The organism is Arthrobacter sp. Y3221157 (assembly GCF_059089865.1).
The window spans coordinates 1-18998 of the sequence record NZ_JBNHFD010000079.1 but is presented as its reverse complement, the minus strand read 5'-3'; the positions used below and the strand labels follow the sequence as shown (position 1 = coordinate 18998).

Annotated in this window: 14 protein-coding genes; 11 read left to right on the top strand and 3 right to left on the bottom strand. The window is 66.7% G+C overall.

Features of this window, described 5'->3' with window-relative positions; all coding sequences use genetic code 11:
- The coding region (locus tag AC5RTT_RS16330) for an MFS transporter (protein WP_494146066.1) at positions 1–912 on the top strand (912 nt) is incomplete at its 5' end.
- On the opposite strand, the gene AC5RTT_RS16325 is transcribed toward AC5RTT_RS16330, so the two are convergent.
- From AC5RTT_RS16325 to AC5RTT_RS16315, 3 genes are read right to left on the bottom strand one after another with little or no spacing between them, the layout of a single operon-like run.
- Entirely contained in the window at positions 898–2211 is a 1314-nt protein-coding gene (locus AC5RTT_RS16325) for an alpha/beta fold hydrolase (protein ID WP_494146065.1), read from the bottom strand. The genes AC5RTT_RS16330 and AC5RTT_RS16325 overlap by 15 nt on opposite strands.
- Positions 2204–2716: a GNAT family N-acetyltransferase gene (locus AC5RTT_RS16320; RefSeq protein WP_494146064.1), complete on the bottom strand. Its 513-nt coding sequence runs from the start codon at positions 2714–2716 to the stop codon at positions 2204–2206. Before AC5RTT_RS16320 ends, AC5RTT_RS16325 begins: the two co-directional genes overlap by 8 nt.
- Before the next feature lie 51 nt (positions 2717–2767).
- A complete protein-coding gene (locus AC5RTT_RS16315) occupies positions 2768–5308 on the bottom strand; it encodes a DEAD/DEAH box helicase (protein WP_494146063.1) in 2541 nt (846 codons plus the stop codon).
- Between the two features lie 97 nt (positions 5309–5405).
- Here AC5RTT_RS16315 and AC5RTT_RS16310 point away from each other — a divergent pair, with 97 nt between their 5' ends.
- From AC5RTT_RS16310 to AC5RTT_RS16265, 10 genes are all read left to right on the top strand, one after another.
- Positions 5406–6182 (top strand): trans-aconitate 2-methyltransferase, encoded by a 777-nt coding sequence (locus AC5RTT_RS16310; RefSeq protein WP_494146062.1) that lies wholly within the window; start codon positions 5406–5408, stop codon positions 6180–6182.
- Between the two features lie 172 nt (positions 6183–6354).
- Positions 6355–8097, top strand: a complete 1743-nt coding sequence (locus AC5RTT_RS16305; RefSeq protein ID WP_494146061.1) for an ABC transporter ATP-binding protein — start codon at positions 6355–6357, stop codon at positions 8095–8097.
- An 89-nt stretch (positions 8098–8186) separates the two neighbouring features.
- Entirely contained in the window at positions 8187–9908 is a 1722-nt protein-coding gene (locus tag AC5RTT_RS16300; RefSeq protein ID WP_494146067.1) for an ABC transporter ATP-binding protein, read from the top strand.
- Positions 9905–10285: a GntR family transcriptional regulator gene (locus AC5RTT_RS16295; protein ID WP_494146060.1), complete on the top strand. Its 381-nt coding sequence runs from the start codon at positions 9905–9907 to the stop codon at positions 10283–10285. Before AC5RTT_RS16300 ends, AC5RTT_RS16295 begins: the two co-directional genes overlap by 4 nt.
- A 50-nt stretch (positions 10286–10335) precedes the next feature.
- The gene (gene uvrA / locus AC5RTT_RS16290; RefSeq protein WP_494146059.1) at positions 10336–13260 is read left to right on the top strand and encodes an excinuclease ABC subunit UvrA; all 2925 of its coding nucleotides are present in this window, start codon (positions 10336–10338) and stop codon (positions 13258–13260) included.
- A gap of 69 nt (positions 13261–13329) precedes the next feature.
- The gene (locus tag AC5RTT_RS16285; protein ID WP_494146058.1) at positions 13330–14046 is read left to right on the top strand and encodes an HAD hydrolase-like protein; all 717 of its coding nucleotides are present in this window, start codon (positions 13330–13332) and stop codon (positions 14044–14046) included.
- Complete coding sequence (locus tag AC5RTT_RS16280) at positions 14033–14701, top strand: lysophospholipid acyltransferase family protein (protein ID WP_494124736.1); 669 nt, start codon at positions 14033–14035, stop codon at positions 14699–14701. Before AC5RTT_RS16285 ends, AC5RTT_RS16280 begins: the two co-directional genes overlap by 14 nt.
- Positions 14702–14763: 62 nt before the next feature.
- On the top strand, positions 14764–16809 hold the full coding sequence (uvrC, locus tag AC5RTT_RS16275) for an excinuclease ABC subunit UvrC (protein WP_494146057.1): 2046 nt from the start codon (positions 14764–14766) through the stop codon (positions 16807–16809).
- A gap of 69 nt (positions 16810–16878) precedes the next feature.
- Positions 16879–17802: an RNase adapter RapZ gene (rapZ, locus tag AC5RTT_RS16270; RefSeq protein ID WP_494009071.1), complete on the top strand. Its 924-nt coding sequence runs from the start codon at positions 16879–16881 to the stop codon at positions 17800–17802.
- Positions 17802–18821, top strand: coding sequence for a gluconeogenesis factor YvcK family protein (locus AC5RTT_RS16265; RefSeq protein WP_494052268.1), 1020 nt, complete (start codon positions 17802–17804; stop codon positions 18819–18821). Before rapZ ends, AC5RTT_RS16265 begins: the two co-directional genes overlap by 1 nt.
- The last annotated feature ends 177 nt before the right edge of the window (positions 18822–18998 follow it).

The following is an 18998-nucleotide window of genomic DNA, read 5'->3' as shown; positions in this document are numbered from 1 at the left end:
TGGGCCGTGACGGTTGGCGCCGTAGCAGGACCCAACCTGATCCAGCCCGGCACGGTGGTGGGTGCGGCGCTGGGGCTGCCAGCGGTGGCAGGACCGTTTGTGATTTCCGGCGCCGGGCTTCTGGTGGCCACCCTGCTTGTCCTCATCGGACTCCGGCCGGACCCGCTGCACCTCGCCCGTGAAGTTGCGGCCCGCCAGGTTGCGGAACGTGGGCCGGCCGCCGCCGGCGCTGCTGCGGGTGCCGCCCCGGGCGCGCCCCGGCCGGGAGGCTCATTGGCCCGCGGGATGCGCGCAATCCGGGGTTCGCGCACTGCGCTGCTGGCCGTCGCCGCCGTCGTCGGGGCCCACGCCGTCATGGTGGGCGTCATGTCCATGACACCGCTTCACCTGCAGCACCTCGTGGAAGGACCCGCGGCATCCCATGCCGGCCATACGGCATCCGGTGATGTGCTGGTCATCATCGGCTTTACCATTTCCCTGCACATCGCGGGCATGTTCGCGCTGTCACCGGTGATGGGCTGGCTAACGGACAAAGCTGGCCGGACCGAGACCGTCATGATCGGCTGCATGCTGCTGATCACTGCCGTCCTCGTGGCGGGGTTCGGTGAGGGCTCCACCGCAGCCGTCGCCGTCGGCCTGGTGCTGCTGGGCATGGGCTGGTCCGCAGCGACTGTCTCCGGGTCCACCCTGCTGGCCGAGAGCGTCGGACAGGAGTCCCGGGTGGTGGTGCAGGGTGTCTCGGACATGCTGATGGGCGCAGCGGGGGCGGTGGGCGGCGCTGTCTCCGGCCTTGTGCTCAGCTGGACCGGCTACCTGGGGCTGAACATGCTGGGCGGCGTGGTGGGCGCCCTCGTCCTGGCCGCAGCCTTCCTGACCCGGGTGGCGGGTCGCCGGGCCTCAGCGGCGGCCTGACCTCACCATCCCAAGCAGCCGGTTGAAGATCCCCTCGCCGTCATCGGCGATGCCGTCATGGTGGAAATCCCCGGTCTCCCAGACCTCCAGCCCACGGACCGCGGCGGCCGTTTCCAGGGACAGCTTCCGGTCCACATAGATGTCCTCGGAATATACGGCTGCTGCCACCGGTACCCGGTTGGCGGCAAGCTGCCGGATATCGTAGAGCGGCCGCCAGTCCTGTTTCGCGGCGAGCAGCCCGGCCACCTCGCGGAGGGGCTGCAGGGCAGGATCCTGCTCGAAATACCAGGGGTAGACCATTTCGCCGGTGAGCAGCAGGGGCTCCGCGTCAGGCCGGAATTCGGGATACTCCGCCAGCACGCGCCACGCCGACCAGTCCGTTGCCTGGCCCTGCCCGTAGATGGATTCATGCATCAGGGCATAGAGCGGGTTGGACCGGCGTGAGACGATGCCCTGCATCTGGTCAAGGAAGGGATCGGAGAGCCTCGGCCCGGCCGGGGTCCCGGTGAACGCATCCTCCAGCAGGTAGTGCAGGCTGTCCACCCTGGTGTTGCCGCCAAGGAAGGCGCCCAGCATCTGGAGGCGCTCCACGGTGAGGGGACCGCCGTCGGGCAGGAACTCCGGCGTGGTCCGCAGGTGGCGGGCAATCCGCTCCACCATGGTGCGGTCTTCCGGGTACCAGCTGAAGTACTCGGCGTTGCGCGCCGCCACCCGCTGGAAGGTGGCGCGGTAGACGTCGTCGGCAGGACCGGTCAGGGGAGCGAGGCCGCCGGTGATGAGGACTTCCTTCAGGCCGCCGGGGGCAAAGGACAGGTAGGTCAGCGCACAGAAACCGCCGTAGCTCTGCCCGAACACGGTCCAGGGTTCCGAGCCCAGCGCCTTCCTGATCAGTTCTGCGTCAGCAACGATGGCATCGGCCCGGAAGTGCTCCAAGTACGCGGCCTGGTCGACCGCAGACCCGCGGAGCGGCAGGGTGTTGCGGTCCACGGGGGTGGACAGTCCGGTGCCGCGCTGGTCCAGCATCAGTATCCGGAACTCTTTAGCCGCGGCCTTGCCCCAGCCGCCGAGGGAGCCGAACCTGTTCCCGCGGCCGCCCGGGCCGCCCTGCAGGAACAGCAGCCAGGGCAAGTTCTTCGCCTCGTCCCCGCTGTGGGAGTCCGAGACGTACTCACGGGCGAAGACGGTGATGGTCTCGCCGTCCGGCGAGGAGTGGTCAAGCGGCACGGTGAAGTAGTGCTCCACCGTGCGCATGCCCCGGAATTCGTGCCGGGCACGGACTTCGTGGCCTGCTTCAGCCATGGGCCGCAGCCGGGACGGGGGCGGATGAGGGGCTGCCGAACTTTTCGAGGGCGTCGCCGGTGAGCCTGAAGGTTGACCACCCGTCCATCGGGCGGGCGCCCAGGCGGCGGTAGAAGTTGATGGATGGCTCGTTCCAGTCCAGGACGCTCCACTCCACCCGGGCGTAGCCGTTTGCCACCGCTATGGAGGCAAGGTGCTGCAGGAGGGCCTTGCCGTGGCCCTCGCCGCGCGCCTCCGGGCTGACGTACAGGTCTTCCAGGTAGATGCCGTGCACGCCTTCCCAGGTGGAGTAGTTGAGGAACCAGAGTGCGAAGCCCTGGACGTCTCCGGCCTCGTTCTCGGCCATGGCGGCAAAGACGCGCGGGTTCTCGCCGAAGAGGACCTGCCGCAGCATCTCGGGAGTGTTGCGGACGGCGTCCGGTTCCTTCTCGTAGTGGGCCAGCTCGTGGATCATGCGAAGGATCGCGGGCACGTCGTGTTCGGTGGCGGGGCGGATAACACTCATTGTCCGAGCTTACCGCCGGGCCCGTTCCCCCTGCTGCAGGTTAGCCCTGCGTCAGAGCCGGTTGACGTCCGTTACCCGCACCACGGCGGTTCCGGTTTCGTCCGACGCTGCCAGGTCCACCTCGGCCGAGATGCCCCAGTCGTGGTTCCGGGCAGGATCGTCGAAGATCTGCCGCACCTTCCACAGCCCGGCTTCCTCGGTGATGATGAGCAGCCCCGGGCCGCGGGCATCCGGACCGGTGCCAATGTCGTCATGCTCGTCGAAGTAGTCGTCCAGAACGTCTTCCCACCGGTCCCGGTCCCAGCCCGAGCCTGCGTCCAGTTCACCAAGGGCCGCCGCGTCCTCGTCAGCGAACAGTTCAACGCGGCGGAACATCTCGTTGCGGACCATCACGCGGAAGGCCCGGATGTTCGAGGTGAGCGACGGCGGGGGAGGCGGCGGCGCGTCGTGCGGGGTGGGCATGGCCCCGGACGCGAGTTCTTCCCATTCATCCAGGAGGCTGGAGTCGACCTGGCGCACCATTTCGCCGAGCCACGCGGTGAGGTCTTCAAGGTCCTCCCGCAGCATGTCCTGCGGAACCGTTTGCCGCAGGGCCTTGAAGGCGTCCGCCAGATATCGCAGCACGATGCCTTCCGAGCGGGCCAGCCCGTAGAACTGCACGAACTCGCCGAAGTTCATGGCGCGTTCGTACATGTCCCGCACCACGGACTTGGGGGCCAGTTCGAAGTCGCCCACCCAGGGGGCCGCCTTCCGGTAGACCTCGAAGGCCTCCCCAAGGATGTCCGCGAGCGGCTGCGGGTAGGTGACCTCCTCCAGCATCGCCATCCGCTGGTCGTAGTCGATGCCGTCCGCCTTCATTGCGGCCACGGCTTCGCCCCGCGCCTTCTTCTGCTGCGCGGAGAGGATCTGGCGGGGCTTTTCCAGCGTCGCCTCGATCACGGACACCACGTCCAGGGCGTACGACGGCGACTCCGGGTCAAGGAGCTCCAGCGCAGCAAGTGCGAAGGGGGAGAGCGGCTGGTTGAGCGCGAAGTTCGGCTGCAGGTGGACGGTCAGGCGGACGGTGCGTCCGTCAGCTTCCTGCTGGTCCGCCGGGATCCGCTCCACCACCTCCGCCGCCAGCAGCTCGCGGTAGATGCCCAGTGCCTTCTTCATCAGCTGCAGCTGCGAGGAGCGGGGCTCATGGTTTTCGGTCAGGAGCCGCCGGGCCGCAGCGAAGGGATCGCCGGGCCGCTCCATGAGGTTCATGAGCATGGCGTGGGTAACGGTGAAACTGGACGTGAGAGGGTCCGGTACGGACTCGACCAGGCGCTTATAGGTGGGCTCGCCCCAGGACACGAAGCCTTCGGGGGGCTTCTTCTTGACCACCTGGCGCAGCTTCTTCTGGTCGTCGCCGAACTTTGCCACGGCTTTCGCCATCGCCTTGACGTTCTCGGTCACATGCTCGGGGGCCTGGACCACCACGGTTCCGGCGGTGTCGTAGCCCGCGCGGCCGGCACGGCCCGCGATCTGGTGGAATTCGCGTGAGTTGAGCAGCCGGGTGCGGACGCCGTCGTACTTGCTCAGGGCGGTGAGCAGGACGGTGCGGATGGGGACGTTGATCCCCACGCCCAGGGTGTCGGTGCCGCAGATGACCTTGAGCAGGCCGGCCTGCGCGAGCTGTTCCACCAGGCGGCGGTACTTGGGCAGCATGCCCGCGTGGTGCACGCCGATTCCGTGCCGGACCAGCCGGTTGAGGGTCTTGCCGAAGCCGGAGGCGAAGCGGAAGTTCGCGATCAGCTCCGCGATCCTGTCCTTCTCCTCACGGGTGCAGACGTTGATGCTCATGAGCGTCTGGGCCCGGTCGATTGCCTCGATCTGGCTGAAATGGACCACGTAGACGGGGACCTGTTTGGTGCTGAGCAGCTCTTCGAGCGTCTCGTGCACCGGGGTCTCGTGGTAGTAGAAGTGCAGCGGGATGGGACGTTCGGCGGAACTCACCGTGGTGGTGGGGCGGCCGGTGAGGTCGGTCAGGCCTTTCTCGAACCTGGTGACGTCGCCCAGGGTGGCGGACATGAGCAGGAACTGGGCCTGCGGCAGTTCCAGCAGCGGCACCTGCCAGGCCCAGCCGCGCTGCGGATCCGAGTAGAAGTGGAACTCGTCCATGATGACGGCGCCGAGTTCGGCTGCCGCACCCTCGCGCAGTGCCGTGTTTGCCAGGATCTCGGCGGTGCAGCAGATGATGGGTGCGTCCTGGTTGACCCCGGAATCGCCGGTGATCATCCCGACGTTCTCGGCGCCGAAGATGTCGCAGAGGGCGAAGAACTTTTCTGACACCAGTGCCTTGATGGGCGCCGTGTAGTAGCTGCGCCGGCCTTGGGCCATGGCCTGGAAGTGCGCGGCGATGGCTACCAGTGATTTTCCCGACCCGGTGGGGGTGGCCAGGATGACGTTGGCGCCGGTGGCCAGTTCCATGACGGCCTCGTCCTGCGCCGGATACAGCGCCAGGCCGCGGCTTTCCGTCCATTCGACAAAGCGGGTGTAAAGGTCATCGGGATCGACGGCGGCGGAGGAGTTCCGGGGCAGATCGGTCAGCTGGTCAACGAGTTTCATTGGTTTCCAGCTTAGTGCCAGGGTGCTCCCGGAAATCCGCCGCGTACCCCGCTAGGCTTCGCGGTATCTGTGACACGACCAGGCAGCGGGGAAGCTTATGAAATGGAATCCGGCCAAATACGTCCAGTTCGGTGATTACCGGAACCGGCCGTTCTTCGATCTCACCGGCAGGATCGACGCGGACTGGCCGGTAAAGGTGGTGGACTTGGGCTGCGGACCGGGGAACCTCACCGCCACGCTGGCCGGGCGGTGGCCGGAAGCCGAGGTGGTGGGCGTCGACTCGTCGGCGGAGATGCTGGACAAGGCGGGGACTGTAGCCGCCCGGCATCCGCTCCTGCGGTTCGAACAGGCCGACATTGCCGCCTGGATGCCGCCAGCGGAAACGGATGTGGTGGTCAGTAACGCCGCCCTCCAATGGGTGCCCGGGCATCAGGACCTCATGCGGGATTGGCTGGCCGCCCTGCGTCCCGGTGGCTGGTTCGCCATGCAGGTGCCGGGGAACTTCGGGGCGCCCTCCCACGCGTTGATGCGGGAGCTCGCAGCGTCAGCCCGGTGGGCACCGAAACTCGACGGCGTGCTTCGCGGCGGGGAATCGGTGGGTGAGCCGGCGGACTACCTCACTATCCTGCTCGACGCCGGTTGCACCGCAGATGCCTGGGAAACCACGTACCAGCAGGTCCTGCCGGGCCCGGACCCGGTCCTTGAGTGGGTGCGCGGCGCGGCCCTGCGCCCCGTGCTGGCCGTTCTCTCAGCGGACGACGGCAGGGAGTTCGAAGCAGAATACGCAGCGGCGCTCCGCACCGCCTATCCGCCGGGACGGCACGGCACCGTCTTCCCATTCCGCCGGATCTTCGCTGTGGGGCGCAAAAACTAACGAAATCCATTCGCTGGACAAGCTCTACCGCGCTGTCACACGTTTGACAAAAGTAGTAAGTGATCTGCCTTACAATGAGCGTTGTGGCTGGTGGGGAGCGGTTGCCGCCGCCCCGCAGGCCTCCCGACCTTCTGGAGGTGCGTTGCTGATCCGACTCATGGGGCGGCTGCTTATGGCGCACAAAGCTCCCGTTGCCGCCGTCGTGCTCCTGCAACTGGTGCAGGCCGCCGCCAACCTTCTGCTCCCCACCATCAACGCGGCCATCATCGATGACGGCATCGTGGCAGGCAACACCTCGTCCATCCAGCGACTGGGCCTCCTCATGGCCGGAATTGCCATGGTGCAGGCGGCTGCGGCCATTGGGGCAGGTTACTTTGGCGCAGCCATCGCCATGAAGCTCGGCCAGCAGCTCCGGGCGGAGATCTTCCTGAAGATCCAGTCCCTGTCCTCGCGCGAGGTGGCCCGGTTTGGAACCCAGAGCCTCACCACCCGGGTGACGAACGACACCCAGCAAATCCAGGCCTTCGCGCTCCTGGTGCTCACCATGCTCATCGCCGGGCCGGCCATGGGCCTGGGCGGAGTCATCCTTGCCCTCCAGCAGGACGTGGCGCTGTCCGCAGTCATCATCGTCATCGTGCCGCTGCTCGTGCTGATCATGTCCGCCATTGTGCGGCGCCTCATCCCGCTCTACCGCGAGGGGCAGGACCTGCTGGACAATTCCGGGGGCATCCTGCGGGAGCAGATCATCGGCGTGGCCACCATCCGGGCATTTGTGCGCCAGGAGCATGAGACGGACCGCTTCGCCCGCGCCAACGGCAGCCTCACCGCCAACAACCTCCAGTCGGCCCTGCTCGTGGCCGCCATGCTGCCGATGATCATGCTGGTGGTGAACCTGTCCTCGGTGGCAATCGTGTGGTTCGGCGGCCAGCGCATCCAGGCCGGACAGATGAACATTGGTGCGCTCACGGCGTTCATTGCCTACATCATGCAGATCCTGCTGGCCATCATGATGTCCATGTACGTCCTGATGACGGCACCGCGGGCAGCCGTGTGCGCGGAACGGATCGGCGCTGTCCTGGACACCGAGCCCTCGGTGGCGGATCCCGGGGAGCCTGCGGCACGCATGCTGCCGGCCCAGCCCCGGAACGGACCCAGCGGTTCCGTCCCGCAGGGCGGCACCATTGAGTTCACGGATGTCGGCTTCTCCTATCCGGGGGCCGAGGCGCCTGTCCTTGCCGGCGTCAGCTTCACCGCGCTGCCCGGCACCACCACGGCCATCGTGGGATCCACGGGCAGCGGAAAGTCCACCCTGCTGAACCTGGTCCCGCGTTTCCTCGACACCACCCAAGGCGCCATCACACTCGACGGCGTCAACATTAAGGACCTGCCCCTGGATGCACTGCGCGGCTCCATGTCCGTGGTGCCCCAGCACTCGCACCTGTTTTCCGGAACCATCGCCGAGAACCTGCGGATGGCGGCACCCGGAGCCTCGGACATGGAACTGTGGGATGCCCTTGAAAAGGCGCAGACCATGCGCTTCATGAGCGCATTGCCCCTGGGCCTTGAGACGCCGGTGGGGCAGGGCGGAACCAAACTGTCCGGGGGACAGCGCCAACGGCTCTGCATAGCCCGCGCACTGCTGCGCAAGTCATCCCTGTATCTCTTCGACGACAGCTTCTCTGCACTTGACTACCACACGGACACGCGGCTGCGGCAGGTGCTGGACGCCGAACTCGCGGCCGCCACCATCCTTGTCGTGGCCGAACGCGTCTCCACTGTCGAGGACGCCGAATTGATCCTGGTGCTCGACGGCGGCCAGGTGGTTGCGCAGGGTACACACCGGGAGCTGCTGGAGACGTCGTCCACCTACCGGGAAATCGCGGAATCACAGCTCGCCCTGGACGGCCCGCAGTGACGGCCCCGGCCGGCGCTACGGCGGCAGACCCGGCATTCCGCGCCACATCGTGGCGGCTCCTCGGGCGGCTGCGGCCGTTCGGGCGGCTGATGCTCGGAGCCGTCGCAGCCACCTGTGCCTTCGCCGGCCTGAACGTGGCCGCCCCCAAGTACCTGGGCGATGCCACGGACGTGGTGGTTGATGGCGTCTACGGCGGCAGCACAGACCAGGAACGACTCGTCCTGCTGCTTGCGGCAGTGGCGGTGATGTACGTCCTCGCGTCGCTGTTCAACTGGATCCAGGGCGCGCTGACGGCGCGTTCCGTCCAGGGACTGATGTACAACATGAGGTCTGCCGTGGAGGACAAACTTCACCGGCTGCCCGCCTCCTACTACCGCGACAGCTCCCGCGGCGACGTCCTGAGCAGGGCCACCAACGATATTGACAACATCTCCCAGGCGTTGAACCAGCTCCTGACACAGCTGATCATGTCCGTCCTGATGCTGTCCGGGTCGCTCGCCATGATGCTGTGGATCTCGCCGCTGCTGGCGGCCATCGCACTCGCCACCGTTCCGCTGTCCTCCTGCATCACCTTTTTCCTGGCCCGCAGGTCCCAGGTGCATTACGCGCGGCAATGGATGGAAACCGGTGAGCTCAATGCGCATGCAGAGGAATTCATCACCGGCCACGAAGTCATCAAAGCCTTCGGATACCAGTCCCGTGCGGCTGGCGTTTTTGCGGCCGGCAACTCGCGGCTGGCCCGTGCGTCCACGAAAGCCCAGTTTTCAGCCGGTGTCGTCCAGCCCCTCATGGTGCTGATGGCCAACCTGAACTATGTTGCGGTGGCCGTCATCGGGGCCCTCCAGGTCATAGCGGGAGCCATGACCATCGGCGGGATCCAGGCTTTCATCCAGTTCAGCCGGCTCTTCACCCAGCCGGTGGGACAGATCGGCGGCCTGCTCAATGTCATGCAGTCCTGCGCCGCGTCGGCCGCCCGCGTTTTCGCCCTGCTGGACGCGGAAGAGGAAGCTGCCGACCCTGATGCCGCGTACGGGCAGCCGGCGGCCGGCGGAGCGATCGAGTTCGACGACGTGACATTCGGCTACCCGGGCTCGTCCCCGGCCGTCCGCAACCTTTCGTTCAGGGTGGAGCCCGGGCAGACGGTGGCCGTCGTCGGACACACCGGTGCAGGGAAAACCACCGTGATAAACCTGCTGATGCGGTTCTATGAGCCAACCTCGGGCCGGATCACCATCGGCGGAACCGATACCTCCGCCATGCCCCGGGACCGGCTGCGCGCACAGTTCGGCGTGGTGCTCCAGGACGCCTGGCTGTTTGGGGGCAGCATCCGCGAGAACATTGCCTACGGTTTGCCGGACGCCACCGAGGCCGGCATCCTGGCCGCGGCAGAGGCCAGCCACGTTGACCGTTTTGTCCGGGCACTGCCGGACGGATACGACACCGTGCTGGAAGACGGCGGTGAACCCCTCAGCCGGGGCCAGCGCCAGCTCGTCACCATTGCCCGGGCGCAACTGGCCGGCCGCGCCGTCCTGATCCTGGACGAGGCAACGAGCTCCGTGGACTCCAGGACCGAACTGCTGATCCGGCAGGCCACCCAGCAGCTGAGGCACGGCCGGACCAGTTTCGTGATTGCCCACCGTTTGTCCACGGTACGCAACGCTGATCTAATCTTGGTCATGGACCACGGACGCATCGTCGAACAGGGCAACCACCAAAACCTCCTGGCGGCCAAAAGCTACTACGCCCGGCTCTACTACGCCCAGTTCGCTGCCCGCACCGGCAATGCCGGCGTCCTTGAGGCGGGCCGGTGAAGGCCGTCCCCGACTTTCCCGGGGCCTGGAAGCCCAACACCGCCAGCACGGTGGCGCTGTACGAGCAGCTGAGGCTCCGCATCATCCACCTGGCTGACAGCGGTGCGCTTCCGCCCGGCACCCGGCTTCCCGCTGTCCGCACCCTCGCGGACAGCCTTGACGTGGCGCCGCACACAGTGGCCCGGGCCTATAAAGAGCTGGAGGCGGCGGGCATCGTGGCCACCCGAGGCCGGAACGGGACGGTGGTCAGTGCACGTGACGAACGTCTCAGCGGGCTCTCCGCGGCCGCGACGGCCTACGCCGAAGCCGCCAAGTCGCAGGGGGCAACGTTTGCCGAAGCCGTGAAGCTGCTGGCGGCCGCCTACGACGCCCGCTGAGGGCCGTCGGCGGTGACGGTTTCGAAGAAGTTTTCGATTAGCATTATTGGGTGCCTAAAGCCTTAGCTGAAGAAACCGCCATCGAACCCACCTCCGTCACCGAGCCCTCCACCGGCATTGTGCAGCGCCATGACCTGTCCCGGCTCGTGGTGAAGGGTGCCCGCGAACACAATCTCCGGAACGTTGACCTGGACCTGCCGCGCGATGCGATGATCGTCTTCACAGGTCTGTCAGGCTCGGGCAAATCGTCACTGGCGTTCGACACGATCTTCGCCGAGGGCCAGCGCCGCTATGTCGAATCACTGTCCGCCTACGCCCGCCAGTTCCTCGGGCAGGTGGACAAGCCGGATGTCGATTTCATTGAAGGCCTGTCGCCGGCAGTTTCCATCGACCAGAAATCCACCAGCAAGAACCCGCGCTCCACGGTGGGCACCATCACCGAGATCTACGACTACATGCGCCTGCTCTGGGCGCGCGTGGGCCGGCCGCACTGCCCCGTCTGCGGCAAGCCCGTTGCCAAGCAGACACCGCAGCAGATCGTCGACCAGCTGCTCGAGCTCGACGAAGGCACCCGCTTCCAGGTCCTCGCCCCGGTGGTGCGCGGGCGCAAGGGCGAGTTCGTGGACCTCTTCAAGGAGCTCAGCGCCAAGGGCTACTCCCGGGCACGGGTGGACGGCAACCTCGTCCAGCTGAGCGATCCGCCCAAGCTGGGCAAGCAGTTCAAGCACACTATCGAGGTGGTGGTGGACCGGCTGGTGGTCAAGGAAGGTATCAGCCAGCGGCTCACGGACTCCATCGAAACCGCCCTCGGGCTGGCTGAGGGCCGCGTCCTGGCGGAGTTCGTGGACCTCGAGGCGGATGACCCCGCACGGATCCGGGCGTTCTCCGAGAACCTCGCCTGCCCCAATGAGCATCCCCTCGCCATCGACGAGATCGAACCCCGATCCTTCTCCTTCAATAACCCCTTCGGCGCCTGCGCAGCCTGCAGCGGCATCGGCACCAAGCTGGAAGTGGACGAGGAACTGATCGTCCCGAACCCGGAGCTCTCCCTGTCCGAGGGCGCCATCGCCCCCTGGTCGATGGGAACTGCCACCACCGAGTACTGGAACCGGCTCCTCGAGGGCCTGGCAAAGGAACTCGGATTCTCGATGGATACCCCCTGGGAGAAGCTGGGCAAGGACGTCCGCCAGACTGTCCTGCACGGCAAGGACCACAAGGTGGTGGTGCAGTACCGGAACCGCTTCGGACGGGAACGCAAGTACAGCACCGGGTTCGAAGGCGCCATCCAGTACGTGCACCGCAAGCACGGCGAAACCGACTCCGACTGGGCACGCGACCGGTATGAGGAGTACATGCGGCAGATCCCCTGCCCTGCCTGTAACGGCGCGCGCCTCAATCCTGCGTCCCTGTCCGTGCTCATCAACGGCAAGTCCATTGCCGAAGTGGCGGCCCTTCCCATGCGGGATTGCGCCGCGTTCCTGGAGAACCTCGTCCTCACCGGCCGTGAAGCCCAGATCGCGCACCAGGTCCTCAAGGAAATCCAGGCGCGCCTGACGTTCCTCCTGGACGTCGGGCTGGAGTACCTGAACCTGGAACGCCCGTCCTCCACGCTGTCGGGCGGCGAGGCGCAGCGCATCCGCCTGGCCACCCAGATCGGCTCCGGCCTGGTGGGCGTGCTCTATGTCCTGGATGAGCCGTCCATCGGCTTGCACCAGCGCGACAACCGGCGGCTCATCGATACCCTCACCCGGCTCCGCGACATGGGCAACACCCTGATCGTGGTGGAGCACGACGAGGACACCATCCACGTCGCCGACTGGATCGTGGACATCGGGCCCGGCGCCGGCGAGCACGGCGGCCAGGTAGTGCACTCCGGCTCGTACAAGGAGCTCCTGGAGAACACCGCATCCCTGACCGGCGACTACCTGTCCGGGCGCAAGAGCATCGATGTGCCCAAGAAGCGGCGCAAGTACGACAAGAAGCGCGAGCTCAAGGTGGTGGGTGCACGCGAAAACAACCTCAACAACGTTGACGCCGCATTCCCGCTCGGCCTCTTTACCGCGGTGACCGGGGTGAGCGGTTCCGGCAAGTCCACCCTGGTGAACGAGATCCTGTACAAGGTGCTGGCCAACAAGCTCAACGGCGCCAAGCAGGTGGCAGGGCGCCACAAGACCGTCCAGGGCCTCGAGCACCTGGACAAGGTGGTCCACGTGGACCAGAGCCCCATCGGGCGCACGCCGCGCTCCAACCCGGCCACCTACACGGGCGTCTTCGACAACATCCGCAAGCTCTTCGCCGAAACCACTGAAGCCAAGGTCCGCGGCTACCTTCCCGGCCGGTTCTCCTTCAACGTCAAGGGCGGGCGCTGCGAGGCCTGCTCAGGCGACGGCACGCTCAAGATCGAGATGAACTTCCTGCCGGACGTCTACGTCCCCTGCGAGGTTTGCCATGGCGCACGGTACAACCGGGAAACCCTGGAGGTGCACTACAAGGGCAAGACCATCGCCGAGGTCCTTAACATGCCCATCGAGGAGGCGGCGGAGTTCTTCGCCGCGTTCTCACCCATCGCGCGGCACCTGAACACCTTGGTTGACGTCGGCCTGGGCTACGTCAGGCTCGGCCAGCCGGCCACAACCCTCTCCGGTGGTGAGGCGCAGCGCGTCAAGCTGGCGGCAGAGCTGCAAAAGCGCTCCAACGGCCGGAGCGTGTATGTGCTGGATGAGCCCACCACCGGCCTGCACTTCGAAGACATCCGCAAGCTGCTTCTGGTCCTGCAGGGCCTGGTGGACAAAGGCAACACCGTCATCACCATCGAGCACAACCTGGACGTTATCAAGAGCGCCGACTGGATCGTGGACCTCGGACCGGACGGTGGCTCCGGCGGCGGACAGATTGTCGCCACCGGCACGCCGGAGCAGGTTGCAACGTCCACCACCAGCCACACGGCCACCTTCCTCGCCGAAATCCTGGGCTAGGACAAGAGAAATATTCCGCCGCGGGAATGCGAGTTTCAGGCACTGCTGCTGACGTGAGAAACTAACCCGGTGACTTCAACAACAGTGCCCGTGATCTTTGACCTGGACGGCACTCTTGTCGATCCGGCCGGTGGAATAACAGAAGGAATTGCGGCGGCCCTGACGGCCGTGGGGCTTCCCGTTCCCGGCCAGGACCTGCTCGAAGCCATGATCGGCCCCAAGCTCAGCGATTCCCTGCTTAACGTGGCGCAGGTGCCCGCCCACCTCCTGGACGAGGTCATCCGCCGCTACCGTGAGCACTACGTGGCTACCGGCATCGCCCAGAGCCGGCTGTACCCGGGCATCCGCGAAGTGCTGGAATCCTTCGCGGCCGCCGGGACACCGGTGGCCGTAGCCACCCAGAAACCGCAGAACCTGGCCCGGAAGGTCCTGGCGCACCACGGCATCGACCAGCTGTTCCTGAGCATCCGCGGCTCGGCCGACGACGAGACGGCCGTCGAAGGGGTGCCACTGGGAAAGACGGAAATCATCGCCGCAGCCCTTGAGGACCTGGAAACCCGGCATGCCCTCATGGTGGGGGACCGCGCCCAGGATGTCTCGGGAGCCATTGCCAACGGGCTCGACTGCATCGGTGTTGCCTGGGGTTTCGCTCCCGACGGCGAACTGGAAAACGCCGGGTCCGTGGCCGTCGTGCACACTGCGGAAGAGCTGGTGAAGGTCATCAACCGGCTGCAGGCCATCCACAGTGCCGCCATGAGCGAGGTGACCAACGATGGAAATGTTTGAAGCCGTCCGCTGGACCACGCGGAGCCTGATCGCGGGCACCTGCCGGCCCACCGTCGTCGGCGTTGAAAACGTCCCCACGGACGGGCCTTTCATCGTGGCACCCAACCACCTGTCCTTCTTCGACAGTGTTATTGTCCAGGCGCTGATGCCCCGTCCGGTGGCGTTCTTCGCCAAAGCCGAGTACTTCACCACCGGCGGGATCAAAGGCAAAGTCATGAAGGCCTTTTTCGAGTCCGTGGGCTCCATTCCCGTGGAGAGGGGCGAGCAGGCGGCGAGTGTCCAGGCGCTCAAGACCCTCCTGGACATCCTCGAGTCCGGCCGCGGGATCGGCATCTACCCTGAGGGCACGCGTTCCCGGGACGGCATCCTCTACCGCGGACGCACCGGCGTGGGCTGGCTTGCGCTGACCACCGGCGCGCCGGTAATCCCGGTGGGCTTGGTCGGCACGGAGAACCTGCAGCGTGCGGGCGAGAAGGGCGTGCGGCCCCAGCACTTCACCATGAAGGTGGGGGAGCCGCTGTACTTCGACAAGACCGGCCCGGACCATTCGCTGCCGGCCCGGCGCGAGGTCACTGACCGGATCATGGATGCCATCGCGGAACTCAGCGGCCAGGAACGGTCCACCAGTTACAACCAGAGCAAAGTGCTCGACTAGGCCGCCAGCGGCAGGGGCTCCGGCTGGCGCAGCCGGCGGGTACGGCTCAGTAGAATGGATAAGTGGCAAATCCAGCAAGTTACCGGCCCAGGACGGGTGAAATCCCCACCAACCCGGGGGTCTACCGGTTCCGCGACCCCCACGGCCGGGTCATCTACGTCGGCAAGGCCAAAAGCCTCCGCTCCCGGCTGAACTCCTACTTCGCCAACCCGGCAGGGCTGCTGCCCAAGACCTACGCCATGGTCCACGCAGCGAGCAGCGTGGAGTGGACCGTGGTGGGCAGCGAGCTGGAGTCGCTGCAGCTGGAATACACCTGGATCAAGGAATTCAAGCCGCGGTTCAATGTGGTGTTCCGGGATGACAAGACCTACCCGTACCTTGCCGTAACCATGGGGGAGAAGTACCCGCGCGTCCAGGTCATGCGGGGCGACAAGAAGAAGGGGACCCGCTACTTCGGTCCCTACACCGCGGGCGCCATCAGGGAAACCATGGACACCCTGCTCCGGGTGTTTCCGGTCCGCAGCTGCAGCGCAGGGGTGTTCAAGCGTGCCGAAGCCACCGGCCGGCCCTGCCTCCTGGGCTACATCGACAAATGCTCGGCCCCGTGCGTGGGCCGCATCTCTGCCGAGGACCACCGCTCCCTGGCCGAGGACTTTTGCGCCTTCATGGGCGGCGAGGCCAAGCGCTTCATCGCCAAACTCGAAAAGCAGATGGCGGATGCCGTGGCCGAGCTTGACTACGAGCACGCCGCCAGGATCCGGGATGACATCGCCGCCCTTCGGAAAGTCTTCGAGCGCAATGCGGTGGTGCTCGCGGAGGACACGGACGCGGACATCTTCGCGCTCCACGAGGACGAACTCGAAGCCGCGGTGCAGGTGTTCCACGTCCGCGGCGGCAGGATCCGCGGCCAGCGCGGCTGGGTGGTTGAGAAGGTGGAGGACTTCACCACGCCGGACCTCGTGGAGCACCTACTGCAGCAGGTCTACGGCAACGACGGCGACAGCCACGGCAGGCTGCCCCGCGAGGTGCTGGTTCCCGTGGAGCCCAGCAACGCCGGGGAGCTGGCGCAGTGGCTCGGCGGAATCCGGGGCGCGAAGGTGGACATCCGGGTTCCGCAGCGCGGCGACAAGGCCGCCCTCATGACCACCGTCCGTGAAAACGCGGAGCATGCGCTGAAGCTGCACAAGACGCGAAGGGCCGGAGACCTCACCGTCCGTTCGCAGGCCCTCCAGGAACTCCAGCAAGCGCTGGACCTGCCGGTACCCCTGCTGCGGATCGAATGCTTCGACGTCTCCCATGTCCAGGGAACCAACGTGGTGGCCTCCATGGTGGTGGTGGAGGACGGCCTGCCGAAGAAGTCGGACTACCGGAAGTTTTCCGTGACCGGGCCCGCAGCAGCCGACGACACCGCCGCGATGCACGACGTCCTCACCCGGCGGTTCCGCCACTACCTGCAGGACAAGTCCGCCCAAGTGGATGACTCGGTGCTGGGCCCTGGCCCGGAAGATGCGGAACAGCCGGAACCCGGGCAGCAGGAGACGCCCATGGACAGCAGCCCGAAGGACAGCACCGTAGCGGACACCACGACGCCCGCCCCGCGGGCCAAGTTCGCCTATCCGCCCAACCTGGTGGTGGTCGACGGCGGCAAACCGCAGGTCAACGCCGCCGCCCGGGCCCTCACGGACCTGGGCATCGACGATGTCTACGTGGTGGGCCTCGCCAAGCGCCTCGAAGAGGTCTGGCTGCCGGACAGCGACTTCCCCGTAATCCTTCCCCGGACCTCGCAGGGGCTGTACCTGCTGCAGCGCATCCGTGACGAAGCCCACCGCTTCGCCATCACGTTCCACCGGCAGAAGCGCGGCAAGGCGATGACGGTATCCGCACTGGACGGAGTTCCCGGGCTGGGCGCATCCAAGCGCAAGGCACTGCTGGCCCACTTCGGGTCCGTCAAGGGGGTCAAGGCCGCCTCCGCCGAAGAGCTCTCGCAGGCGAAGGGCATAGGCCCTGCGCTGGCCAGCGCCATCGTGAGCCACTTCTCCACGGGCGAGCCGGCTGCGGCAACGGTGCCCGCCATCAACATGTCCACCGGCGAAATCATTGAAACTTAGCTAGGGTAAGGGGCGGGGTTTGCGTCGGTGCGCGCCCGGCATGGCAACAACAGAAACGGGGCGGACTTAATGGCAGACACGACGGCGGAATCCGGAGCCGGGCAGGACGGGATGCAGCCCGTCAAGCCGCTCGAAGCGGAGCTGCTGGTGGTCACCGGAATGTCCGGAGCCGGCCGGAGCACCGCCGCCGACGCGCTGGAGGACCATGGCTGGTACGTGGTGGAGAACCTGCCGCCGCAGATGCTGGGCACGCTGGCCGAACTCGTCTCCCACGCCCCGCAGTCCATCCCGCGGCTCGCCGTGGTGATCGACGTCCGCAGCAAGGGGCTCTTCGCGGATATCCGCGCCGCCCTTGGGGCCCTCGCGGCCAGCGGCGTCACCTTCCGGGTCCTGTTCCTCGACGCCAGCGACAACGTCCTGGTCCGCCGCTTCGAGCAGGGACGACGGCCGCATCCGCTGCAGGGCGGCGGCCGCATCCTGGACGGCATCGCCGCCGAACGCGAGCTGCTGCAGGAACTGCGCGACAGCTCCGACGTCGTCCTGGACACCTCCGGCTACAACGTCCACGGGCTGGCCACGGCCATCACGGAGCTCTTCAGCGAAACCGGGCCGGTGGCGCTCCGGCTCAACATCATGAGTTTCGGCTTCAAGTACGGCCTGCCCGTCGACTCCAACTACGTGGCCGACGTCCGGTTCATCCCCAACCCGCACTGGGTTCCGCAGCTGCGCCCGCACACCGGGCTGGACAAGGACGTCAGCGACTACGTGCTGGAGGCGGAGGGCGTCAAGAACTTCGTGGACCGGTATGTGATGGCCCTGGAGCCCGTCCTGGACGGATACCGCCGCGAAAACAAGCACTACGCCACCATCGCCGTGGGCTGCACCGGCGGGAAACACCGCTCCGTTGCAGTCGCCGTCGAGCTCTCCAAGAAACTCGCGCAGTTCCCCCGGGTCACCGTGACCACCACGCACCGGGATCTGGGCCGCGAATAATGGCGCTGTTCACCGGCGCGCTGCCGCTGGTTCCGCCTGCGTCCGGAACCGGAGCCAGCCAGCAGGACAAAGGTCCCAACGTTGTGGCGCTCGGCGGCGGCCACGGTCTCTCCGCCTCCCTCTCGGCGCTGCGCCTGCTCACGTCCGAACTGACCGCCGTCGTTACGGTGGCGGACGACGGCGGCTCTTCCGGGCGCCTGCGCGAAGAGTACGGCGTCCTCCCGCCGGGGGACCTGCGGATGGCCTTGTCCGCGCTCTGCGACGACACGGACTGGGGCAGGACCTGGCGCGACGTCATGCAGCACCGATTCCGTCCCGGCAAGGGCCCGGGCGGTTCGCTGGACGAGCACGCCATGGGGAACCTGCTGATCGTCACCCTCTGGGAGCTGCTGGGGGACACCGTGGCCGGACTGAAATGGGCCGGTGCGCTGCTGGGCGCCCGCGGCCAGGTCCTGCCCATGTCCACCGAGCCGCTGACCATCGAAGGCGACGTCCGCGTCACTGCGCCGGATGGCGCCTCCGCCCTGCAGACCATCCGCGGGCAGGCGCGCTGTGCTGTGGCGGGCTCGCTGGAACACGTCCGGCTCATGCCCGAGGCGGCCCGGGCCTGCACGGAGGCGCTCACGGCCATCGAGCTGGCTGACTGGGTCATCCTGGGCCCGGGCTCCTGGTACACCTCCGTGCTGCCGCACCTGCTGCTGCCGGAGATGCGCCAGGCGCTTTGCAACACCCCTGCCAAACGCTGCCTCACCATGAACCTCGCCACGGACACCAAGGAGACTTCCGGGATGACGGCCGCGGACCATCTCGACGTGCTGCGGCGCTACGCCCCGGAGTTCACGGTGGACGTTGTCCTGGCCGATCCTGCCTCGGTGCCGGACCGGCAGGAGTTCGAGCGGGCCGCCGCGATGATCGGGGCCGAGGTTGTCTTGGGTAAAGTAGGGGCGTCGGGACGCCGGCCCGTCCATGATCCCCTGCGTCTGGCGACGGCGTACCAGGACATTTTTGGGAACAGTTAGGAAGGTGCCATGGCACTGACAGCATCGGTCAAGGAAGAACTGTCCCGTCTGGACATCAAAAAGTCATCGGTGCGCAAGGCCGAAGACTAGGCCGAGGGGCTCGGAGGCGCGCCATCTGGGTTTTTCGCGTGTTTTGCTGCGCAGGTGCAGCTCAGAGACTCGACGTGTCTGCGACCA

Bases quoted from the DNA above. Each gene is read 5' to 3' on its own strand.
- AC5RTT_RS16325 (WP_494146065.1), bottom strand. From the start codon at position 2,211: ATGGCTGAAGCAGGCCACGAAGTCCGTGCCCGGCACGAATTCCGGGGC.
- AC5RTT_RS16320 (WP_494146064.1), bottom strand. From the start codon at position 2,716: ATGAGTGTTATCCGCCCCGCCACCGAACACGACGTGCCCGCGATCCTT.
- AC5RTT_RS16315 (WP_494146063.1), bottom strand. From the start codon at position 5,308: ATGAAACTCGTTGACCAGCTGACCGATCTGCCCCGGAACTCCTCCGCC.
- AC5RTT_RS16310 (WP_494146062.1), top strand. From the start codon at position 5,406: ATGAAATGGAATCCGGCCAAATACGTCCAGTTCGGTGATTACCGGAAC.
- AC5RTT_RS16305 (WP_494146061.1), top strand. From the start codon at position 6,355: ATGGCGCACAAAGCTCCCGTTGCCGCCGTCGTGCTCCTGCAACTGGTG.
- AC5RTT_RS16300 (WP_494146067.1), top strand. From the start codon at position 8,187: ATGCTCGGAGCCGTCGCAGCCACCTGTGCCTTCGCCGGCCTGAACGTG.
- AC5RTT_RS16280 (WP_494124736.1), top strand. From the start codon at position 14,033: ATGGAAATGTTTGAAGCCGTCCGCTGGACCACGCGGAGCCTGATCGCG.
- rapZ (WP_494009071.1), top strand. From the start codon at position 16,879: ATGGCAGACACGACGGCGGAATCCGGAGCCGGGCAGGACGGGATGCAG.
- AC5RTT_RS16265 (WP_494052268.1), top strand. From the start codon at position 17,802: ATGGCGCTGTTCACCGGCGCGCTGCCGCTGGTTCCGCCTGCGTCCGGA.